The organism is Streptomyces sp. NPDC051133, from assembly GCF_040682635.1.
Taxonomy (GTDB): domain Bacteria; phylum Actinomycetota; class Actinomycetes; order Streptomycetales; family Streptomycetaceae; genus Streptomyces.
In genome coordinates this window covers 1-8491 of the sequence record NZ_JBFBBK010000109.1, presented here as the reverse complement: position 1 = coordinate 8491, position 8491 = coordinate 1, and the positions used below count along the sequence as shown (strand labels likewise).

Here is an 8491-nt window from a genome sequence, read left to right as displayed (position 1 = left end):
GACAGGTCCAGCGCGCGGCCCTGTTCGACGTGCAGCTCCACGAAGGCGCCGATGCGGGCGAGCCGCTCGGGGTCGGGCCCGATGGCCTCGGGGTCTCGTGGTAGCCCGCAACGCCCCCTGGCCTCTCACCTGAGTCGTGCTCAGGAGACTTTTCCCGTCACGAGGTGATCTGTGTCTTCACCAGGTCCGAGAAGGTGGTCAGCCGGGTGTAGACACCCGGGTAACCCGCCTCCGCGCACCCCTCGCCCCAGGAAGTGATCCCTGCCAGGACGCCCCCGATGATCAGGGGACCGCCGCTGTCGCCCTGGCAGGTGTCTACGCCGCCGGATGTGTATCCGGCGCAAACCATGTCGGACTGGACGTAGTCCGAACCGTAGGAGGAACGGCAGCCGGAGTCGGACACGACCGGGACGGTCGCGGTCCGCAGCTGGTTGGAGGAGCCGCCGTTCTCCGAGGTGGTGCCCCAGCCGAGGATCCGGGCCGTGGTGCCGGCCGCGTAGAGACCCGTCTGGGAGGAGGAGACGTACGACACCGGCTTGTACGGCATCGACGTCGCCAGGGTCAGGACCGCCACGTCGTCGCCGTTGGTGGCGTCCGTGTAGTCCGGATGGACCCAGATCTTGCTGACCTTGCTGACGGTGCCGTCGGTGCCGTTCAGGTACGTGCGGCCGCCGACCACGCGGACGCTGCTCGTGGACTCGCCGGCCATGCAGTGCGCGGCCGTCACGACCTTCGTGGCGCCCACCAGGGTGCCGCCGCAGAACTGGTCGCCGGAGGCGTCCGTGATCTGTACGACGAAGGGGTACGCGGCCGTCGTCGTGGTCGTACCGCCGACGATCGGCTGCGGGGCGGCGCTCGCCGTGGGGGAGGCGAACAGCGCCGTGGCCGCGGCGGCGCCGGCCACCAGGGGCGCGGCGATCTGTCTGGCACGTCTGAGCCCGAACATGAGTCTCCTCAGTGGGGGTTGCACCGGTGGGGGGTCGCGCGGGCGGGGTTGTTCACGGGGGTCGCGGGACCGACCCCCGTATGCCCGGGCGAGCGGCACGCCCCTTACGCTAGGACCCGGAACCCTCGGCTCCCAATGAGGGAACCCCCTAGGGGGTGGGGTGAGGGAAAACCCTCGGTCCGGTTCAGTTAACAAGAGCGCTGCTCAGCGCGCGCGCCGACCTGCCGCCAATCGGACGATGTCCACCCGCGAGCGGATCCCGAGTTTGCGGTAGACCCGGGTCAGGGTCGCCTCCACCGTCTTCACGCTGATGAACAGCCGTGCCGCGATCTCCCGGTTGGTGGCGCCCTCCATCACCAGCGCGGCCACCTGACGCTCCATCGCGGCCAGCACCTCCAGGGCGTCCAGCGCGTCAGGGACGGCCAGGGCCGCCTCCGGCTCGGGGGCGGTGGGGACGTCGTCCACCTGGCGCAGCCAGGGCAGCGCCCGGCAGCGGCGGAACATCCGGGTGGCCTCGTCGAAGGCCGCCGCGGCCTTCCGGGCCGCCTCCGGGGTGCGCACCCCCGTGGCCGGGCGGCGGCCGCGCAGCCGGGCCAGCGCGAACGCGGCCCGCGCCTCCTCCAGGCCGTAGCCGAGCTTGCCGAGCCGGTCCTGAGCGGACGTCAGCTGGGCGACGGCGGCCTCCGTGTCGCCCTGCGCGGCCCGCACCAGGGCCTCGGAGCGGTCGAGGACGGCCAGGACGCTGTCCCGGCCGAGCCGGAGCGCGTGCTCGCGGCTCGCGTCGATGACGTCCTGCGCCTCGGCCGGTTCACCGATCCGGACCAGCGCCTCGGCGAGGTCCCCCTGCCAGCGGCCCCGCGCCGGGTCGGTGATGCCGAGCCCCAGCTCCAGTTGGCGCACCCGGCGCAGCGAGCGCACCGTGCCCGCCGGGTCCCCGGCCACCAACTGGGCGTACCCGAGCGCGCCCAGCGCCCGCGAGAGGTACATCTGGTCGCCGTCCTCCTCGGCGTGCTCCACCGCCTCCCGGGCGAGGGCGAGCGCCCGGTCCACGTCGCCGCCGGAGGCCTCCGCGAGGGAGGTGAGCATCGCCGAGGCGGTCTCCCCGATGCCCGAGTCCCGCGCGAGGCGCAGGCTCTCCCGGGCCAGTTCCAGGGCCCGGCCGCAGTGCCCGGCGCGCAGTTCGGTCTCGGCGAGGCCGCGCAGGAAGTGCACCTCGCTCTCCACCGAGCCGCGCCGGCGCACCTCGCGCAGCAGCGCGGTGACCGTGGCGCGGGCCTCGGTCAGCTGGTCGCCCATGACCAGCCAGCGGAACCGGGCGCTGCCCGCACCGTTGTGATGACAGGCCACCCGGGGGTCCTGGGGCTCCTTCAGCGCGCGTTTGATGGTCCGCGGTGCCTCCGGATGGCCCATCAGGGTCTCGGTCTGCGCCTGGAAGGCGAGCGAGAGCAGTTCGGTGCGCCGGTCCTTGCCGCGCGCGGCCAGCTCGGCGGCGTGCGCGGCGGCCTCGCGGGCCTCGGTGAAGTCGCCCTCCACGATGAGGGCCCGCCAGGCCAGCTGGTAGTGCACCAGGGCCAGCAGCCGCGGGTCGTCGCCGGCGTCGGCGAGGGCCTGCGGGAAGACGGCGTCGACCTCGGCCATGGTGTGGCCCGCGGTGTCGATGACGATGATCCAGGCCCGCACCCGGTGGGCGGGCACGCTCGCCCGGGTCAGCACCTCCCGGGCGATGTCCCGGGCCAGGTCCACCTCGCCGGCGGTGATGGCGTCCTCGGCGGCCGTGAGCCGGCGCTCCTCCTGGCCGGGCACGCCGTCGGCGGGGGTGTGCCGGGCGGCGAGCAGCCCCAGCTGGGCGGCGACCGACGGGGCGCCCCGGTCCCGGGCGAGGGCGGCGGCCTCGGCGAGCCGGCCCGCCACCTCCGGGTCGGCGCCGGTGGTGGCGAGCGCCAGGTGCCGGGCCCGCTCGATCGGGTCGGAGGCGGCCGTGGACAGCGCCGCGTGCGCGGCCCGCCGCTCGTGGGCGGGCGCCTCGGCGTACAGCGCGGCGGAGATCAGCGGGTGCGCGAACCGTACGGCGGGGGCGTCGGGCTCGGTGGCCAGCAGCCCGAGTTCGGCGGCCTGGGCGCACTCGGCCTCGGCGTTCCCCCGGCCGGCCGCGTGCAGGAGCGCCGGGGTCGGGCGGGCGCCGGCGCTGGCCACCAGCAGGGTGCGGCGGGCCTCCACGGAGAGCATGTCCAGCCGGCTCAGGACGAGGGCGCGCAGGGAGGTCGGCACGGGCAGCGGCTCGCCCGGGCGGGGCGGGGTGGGACGGTCGGCTAGGGCGCGGCCCAGCTCCAGGGCGAACAGCGGGTTGCCGCCGCTGGTGCGGTGGATCTCGCGGACCGTGGAGCGGGGCAGCCGGCCGTGGCCGCGGTGGTCGAGCAGATCGGCGACCTGGGTGCGGGAGAGCGGGCCCAGCCGGACCGCGAGGGTGTCCGGCGGGCAGGCGCGCAGATGCCGGTCGTACTCCTGGCTCTCCTGTCCCTCGGTGCGTATCGCGCACAGCAGTTGCACCGGGGTGCCCTCCAGGCGGCGGGCGGCGAAGCCGAGCAGTTCGGCGCTGGCCGGGTCCAGCCACTGCAGATCGTCCGCGACGACCAGGACGGTGCCCCGGGCGGCCAGGGCGCGCAGCGCGGAGAGCACCGCCAGCCGCAGCGCCAGGCCGTCGCGCTGCAGGCTGGACTCGCCGCGGCCGGTGAGCGCCGACTCCAGGGCGGTGCGCTGGGCGGCGGGCAGCCGGGGGGAGACCTCGTCGAGGACCAGGCCGAGGAGGTCGGCGAGGGCGAGGAAGGGGAGGTGGGATTCGGACTCCGTGGCCGAGCAGCGCAACACGGTCCGGGCGGTGGCACCGTATTCCTCGGCCAATGCCCGCAGGACGGTGGATTTCCCTATTCCGGCGGGGCCGTGCAGCAGCACACTGCCGCCCGAGGCGAGTTGGTCACGGGCTCCGGCGAACAGGTCCCCGCGGCCGATGACCAGGTCGGGGTGGCACCTGGCAGGCTCCTGGAAGTCCCGTCGCACGGTCACCGCTCCCCTCCTGTGTCGTGTCCGGGCCAAATTCTAGGCAACGATCCATGAAATTCGGAGGGAAGCCGTGGTGAGGGAAATAACAAACGGTCAAGCATATGTAAATTCAAGGCGCCACCGTATGAATGGACAGTTTCCTCACGACTGTCGCACCGGCTTCCCTCTCCGGCCCTACGGCAGCAGTCCCGCCCTGCGGGCCGCGGTCACCGCCTCCCCTCGGGTGTGCGCGCCCAGCTTCCGCATCGCCGAACGCAGATAGCCCTTCACCGTCTCCGGGCGCAGCCCCAGCCGCTCGGCCACCGCGGCGTTGGTGGCGCCCGCCGCCACCCAGGAGAGCACGTCCAGTTCGCGTGGCGCCAGGCTCGCGCCTCCGGCGGGACGCGGAGCGGTCAGCAGGCCGCAGGCGGCGAGCAGTTCGGCCCGCACGTGCGGGTCCGGGATCCGGGGCGCCAGCGCCCGCAGCGCCGCGTGCGCCTCGCGCACCTGCTCCCAGGAGGCGCCCCGTTCGGCGTCCGCGCCCTCCGGCCGGGCCTGCGCCAGCAGCCCCCGCGCCTCGTCCCGCACCACCAGCGCCTGCTCCACGTCCCTCGCCACCGCCATCGCCGCGCCCAGCGTGCGGTCACCCAGCGGCTGCGCCGCGCGCAGCGCCCCGTACAGCACCCCGCGCACCCGCCGCCGTACGACGACGGGCACCGCCAGCACCGAGCGGATGCCCTCGGCGGCCACCGGAATGTCGTACTCGTGGCTGATCTGCCGGGAACTGGAGTAGTCCGTCACCGCACAAGGCCGCGCCAGCGCCACCGACTTGCCGCCGAGCCCGTTGCCCGACGTCACCGCGAGCGAGCGCAGCGCGGTCGTGGTCGTGCCGCTCAGCTCGCTGATGCGGATCTGCGGACGCCCGGCCTCCACCAGACCGCCGAACGCCACCGGCAGTCCCGTCGTACGCCGCAGCCGGGCCAGCGCCGTGCCGATCTCCACTGCCCCTGCCGCATCTGCCGTCACCTGTTCGCCCCTTCGGTGACCCACACCCCCGTTCGGGGGTAGTGAGACCTGCATCACGGATTAGACGATGCCAGAGAGCCGCCCGGCAATGGTCCGGAACCTAGGAGGCACCAGATGACGACGGCGACCGATCTGTTCCGCAGCGCCCGGGACTTCCTGCTGGAACACCGGGAGGACTACGCCACCGCCTACGAGGGCTTCTCCTGGCCGCGGCCGGGGCACTTCAACTGGGCGCTGGACTGGTTCGACGCGATCGCCGCCGGCAACGACCGCACCGCGCTGCACATCGTCGAGGAGGACGGCACCGAGACCCGGCTGTCCTTCGCGGAGATGTCCGAGCGCTCGGGCCGGGTCGCCCGGTGGCTGCGCGAGCGGGGGGTCGCCGCCGAGGACCGTGTCCTCGTCATGCTCGGCAACCAGGCCGAGCTGTGGGAGACCGCGCTGGCCGCGATGAAGCTGCGCGCGGTCGTCATCCCGGCCACCCCGCTGCTCGGCCCGGCCGACCTGCGCGACCGGGTGGAGCGGGGCCGGGTCCGGCACGTGATCGCGCGGGCGGAGGACACCGCCAAGTTCGCCGACGTGCCCGGCGCCTTCACCCGGATCTCGGTCGGCGGCCTGCCGGAGGAGGGCTGGGAGCCGTACGAGGACGCGTACACCGCCCCCGCCGAGTTCCTCCCCGACGGCCCGACCCTGGCCGACGACCCGCTGATGCTCTACTTCACCTCGGGCACGACCGCCCGCCCCAAGCTGGTCGAGCACACCCACACCTCGTACCCGATCGGGCACCTGGCGACCATGTACTGGATCGGCCTGGAACCCGGTGACGTGCACCTGAACATCTCCTCGCCCGGCTGGGCCAAGCACGCCTGGTCCAATCTGTTCGCGCCCTGGAACGCCGAGGCGACCGTCTTCCTCTTCAACTACACCCGCTTCGACGCGGCCCGGCTGATGGCCGAGATGGACCGGGCCGGGGTGACGACGTTCTGCGCCCCGCCGACCGTGTGGCGCATGCTCATCCAGGCCGACCTCGGCCAGCTGCGCACCCCGCCCCGCGAGGCGGTCGCCGCCGGGGAGCCGCTCAACCCCGAGGTGATCGAACAGGTCCGGCGGGCCTGGGACGTGACCGTCCGGGACGGCTTCGGGCAGACCGAGACGGCCGTGCAGGTCTCCAACAGTCCCGGCCAGGTGCTCAAGACCGGCTCCATGGGCCGCCCCAGCCCCGGCTACCGCATCGAACTCCTCGACCCGGTCTCCGGCGCGCCCGGCGCCACCGAGGGCGAGATCGCCCTCGACCTGGCCGAGCGGCCCGTGGGCCTGATGACCGGCTACCACGGCGATCCCGACCGTACGGCGGAGGCCATGGCGGGCGGCTACTACCGCACCGGTGACATCGCCTCGCGCGACGAGGACGGCTACCTCACCTACATCGGCCGCGCGGACGACGTCTTCAAGGCCTCCGACTACAAGATCAGCCCGTTCGAGCTGGAGAGCGCGCTGCTGGAGCACGAGGCGGTGGCGGAGGCGGCCGTCGTGCCGGCGCCGGACGAGCTGCGGCTCGCCGTGCCCAAGGCGTACGTCGTCCTCGCCGAGGGCTGGCAGCCCGGACCCGACACCGCGAAGGTCATCTTCGAGCACGCCCGCGAGGTGCTCGCGCCCTACAAGCGCATCCGCCGACTGGAGTTCGGCGCGCTGCCCAAGACCGTCTCCGGCAAGATCCGCCGGATCGAGCTGCGCGAGGCCACGGCCGCGGGCTCGCAGGACGAGTACCGCGAGGAGGACTTCCGGTGAGCGCCCAGCTGTCGTACACGCACGGAACCGGTTCCACCGCCCTGCTCGGCCACACCATCGGTGCCGATCTCGACCGGGCCGTCGCCGCCTGGCCGGACCGGGAGGCGCTGGTGGACGTGGCGTCCGGGCGGCGCTGGACGTACGCCGAATTCGGCGCGTCGGTCGAGGAGCTGGCGCAGGCGCTGGTCGCGAGCGGGGTGGCCAAGGGCGACCGGGTGGGCATCTGGGCGGTCAACTGCCCGGAGTGGGTGCTGGTCCAGTACGCCACCGCCCGCATCGGCGCGATCATGGTGAACATCAACCCGGCGTACCGCACCCACGAGGTCGAGTACGTCCTGAAACAGGCGGGGATCTCCCTGCTGTTCGCCTCCCTGCGTCACAAGACCAGCGACTACCGGGGGATGGTCGAGCAGGTGCGGGGCGGCTGTCCCGAGCTGCGCGAGGTCGTGTACATCGGCGACCCGGGCTGGCAGGCGCTGCTCGGGCGGGGGACCGGTGACGCCGTCTATGCGGAACTGTCCTGCGACGACCCGATCAACATCCAGTACACGTCGGGGACGACGGGCTTCCCGAAGGGCGCCACCCTCTCCCACCACAACATCCTCAACAACGGCTACTTCGTCGGGGAGCTGGTCTCCTACACCGAGCAGGACCGGATCTGCATCCCGGTGCCCTTCTACCACTGCTTCGGCATGGTCATGGGCAATCTCGCCGCCACCTCGCACGGCGCCTGCATGGTCATCCCGGGGCCGTCCTTCGAGCCGCAGGCGACCCTGGAGGCGGTGCAGCGGGAGCGCTGCACGTCCCTGTACGGCGTCCCGACCATGTTCATCGCCGAGCTGAACCTCCCCGGCTTCGCGGACTACGACCTCTCCAGCCTGCGCACCGGGATCATGGCGGGCTCGCCGTGCCCGGTGGAGGTGATGAAACGAGTGGTCGCCGAGATGCACATGGAGGAGGTCTCCATCTGCTACGGCATGACGGAGACCTCCCCCGTCTCCCTGCAGACCCGCATCGACGACGACCTGGAGCACCGCACCGGCACCGTCGGCCGCGTCCTGCCCCACCTGGAGATCAAGGTCGTCGACCCGGCCACCGGGGTCACCCGGCCGCGGGGCGCCGCGGGGGAGCTGTGCACCCGCGGCTACAGCGTGATGCTGGGCTACTGGAACGAGCCCGGGAAGACCGCCGAGGCCGTGGACGCGGGCCGCTGGATGCACACCGGGGACCTGGCGGTGATGCGCGAGGACGGTTACGTCGAGATCGTCGGCCGCATCAAGGACATGATCATCCGGGGCGGTGAGAACGTCTACCCGCGCGAGATCGAGGAGTTCCTCTACGCCCACCCGAAGATCAGGGACGTCCAGGTCGTCGGGGTCCCGCACGAGAAGTACGGCGAGGAGGTCCTCGCCTGTGTCATCCCGCAGGACCCCGCCGACCCGCTCACGCTCGAGGAACTGCGCGCCTTCTGCCGGGACCGGCTCGCGCACTACAAGATCCCCAGCAGGCTGCAGATACTGGACTCCTTCCCGATGACGGTGTCGGGGAAGGTGCGCAAGGTGGAACTGCGGGAGACGTACCGGGTGTGAAGCGCCGGGGAACGAGCATGCGGAGCGACGATCTTCCGTTCGCGCAGGAAGCCGAGGACGCCCTCGTCGAAGCGGAAGTTCTCCACCGCGTCCAGGACGCGCCCGG

Annotated in this window: 5 protein-coding genes; 2 read left to right on the top strand and 3 right to left on the bottom strand. The window is 72.9% G+C overall.

What is annotated here, in order from left to right; translation table 11 throughout:
* Window positions 1-157 precede the first annotated feature (157 nt).
* From AB0N17_RS44460 to AB0N17_RS44450, 3 genes are all read right to left on the bottom strand, one after another.
* Window positions 158-946: a serine protease gene (locus AB0N17_RS44460; RefSeq protein WP_366017399.1), complete on the bottom strand. Its 789-nt coding sequence runs from the start codon at window positions 944-946 to the stop codon at window positions 158-160.
* Between the two features lie 204 nt (window positions 947-1150).
* Window positions 1151-4006: an AAA family ATPase gene (locus AB0N17_RS44455; protein WP_366017398.1), complete on the bottom strand. Its 2856-nt coding sequence runs from the start codon at window positions 4004-4006 to the stop codon at window positions 1151-1153.
* 171 nt (window positions 4007-4177) lie between these two features.
* A complete protein-coding gene (locus tag AB0N17_RS44450) occupies window positions 4178-5008 on the bottom strand; it encodes a helix-turn-helix transcriptional regulator (RefSeq protein ID WP_366017397.1) in 831 nt (276 codons plus the stop codon).
* 114 nt (window positions 5009-5122) lie between these two features.
* On the opposite strand from AB0N17_RS44450, the gene AB0N17_RS44445 reads away from it, so the two are divergent.
* Both AB0N17_RS44445 and AB0N17_RS44440 read left to right on the top strand, forming a co-directional pair.
* Window positions 5123-6796 carry an AMP-binding protein gene (locus AB0N17_RS44445; protein ID WP_366017396.1) on the top strand — a complete coding sequence of 558 codons (1674 nt, stop codon included), beginning with the start codon at window positions 5123-5125 and terminating at the stop codon, window positions 6794-6796.
* Entirely contained in the window at window positions 6793-8385 is a 1593-nt protein-coding gene (locus tag AB0N17_RS44440; protein ID WP_366017395.1) for an AMP-binding protein, read from the top strand. Before AB0N17_RS44445 ends, AB0N17_RS44440 begins: the two co-directional genes overlap by 4 nt.
* The last annotated feature ends 106 nt before the right edge of the window (window positions 8386-8491 follow it).

Excerpts from the sequence above, each read along its gene's own strand:
- AB0N17_RS44445 (WP_366017396.1), top strand. The coding sequence starts at position 5,123 with ATGACGACGGCGACCGATCTGTTCCGCAGCGCCCGGGACTTCCTGCTG.
- AB0N17_RS44460 (WP_366017399.1), bottom strand. The coding sequence starts at position 946 with ATGTTCGGGCTCAGACGTGCCAGACAGATCGCCGCGCCCCTGGTGGCC.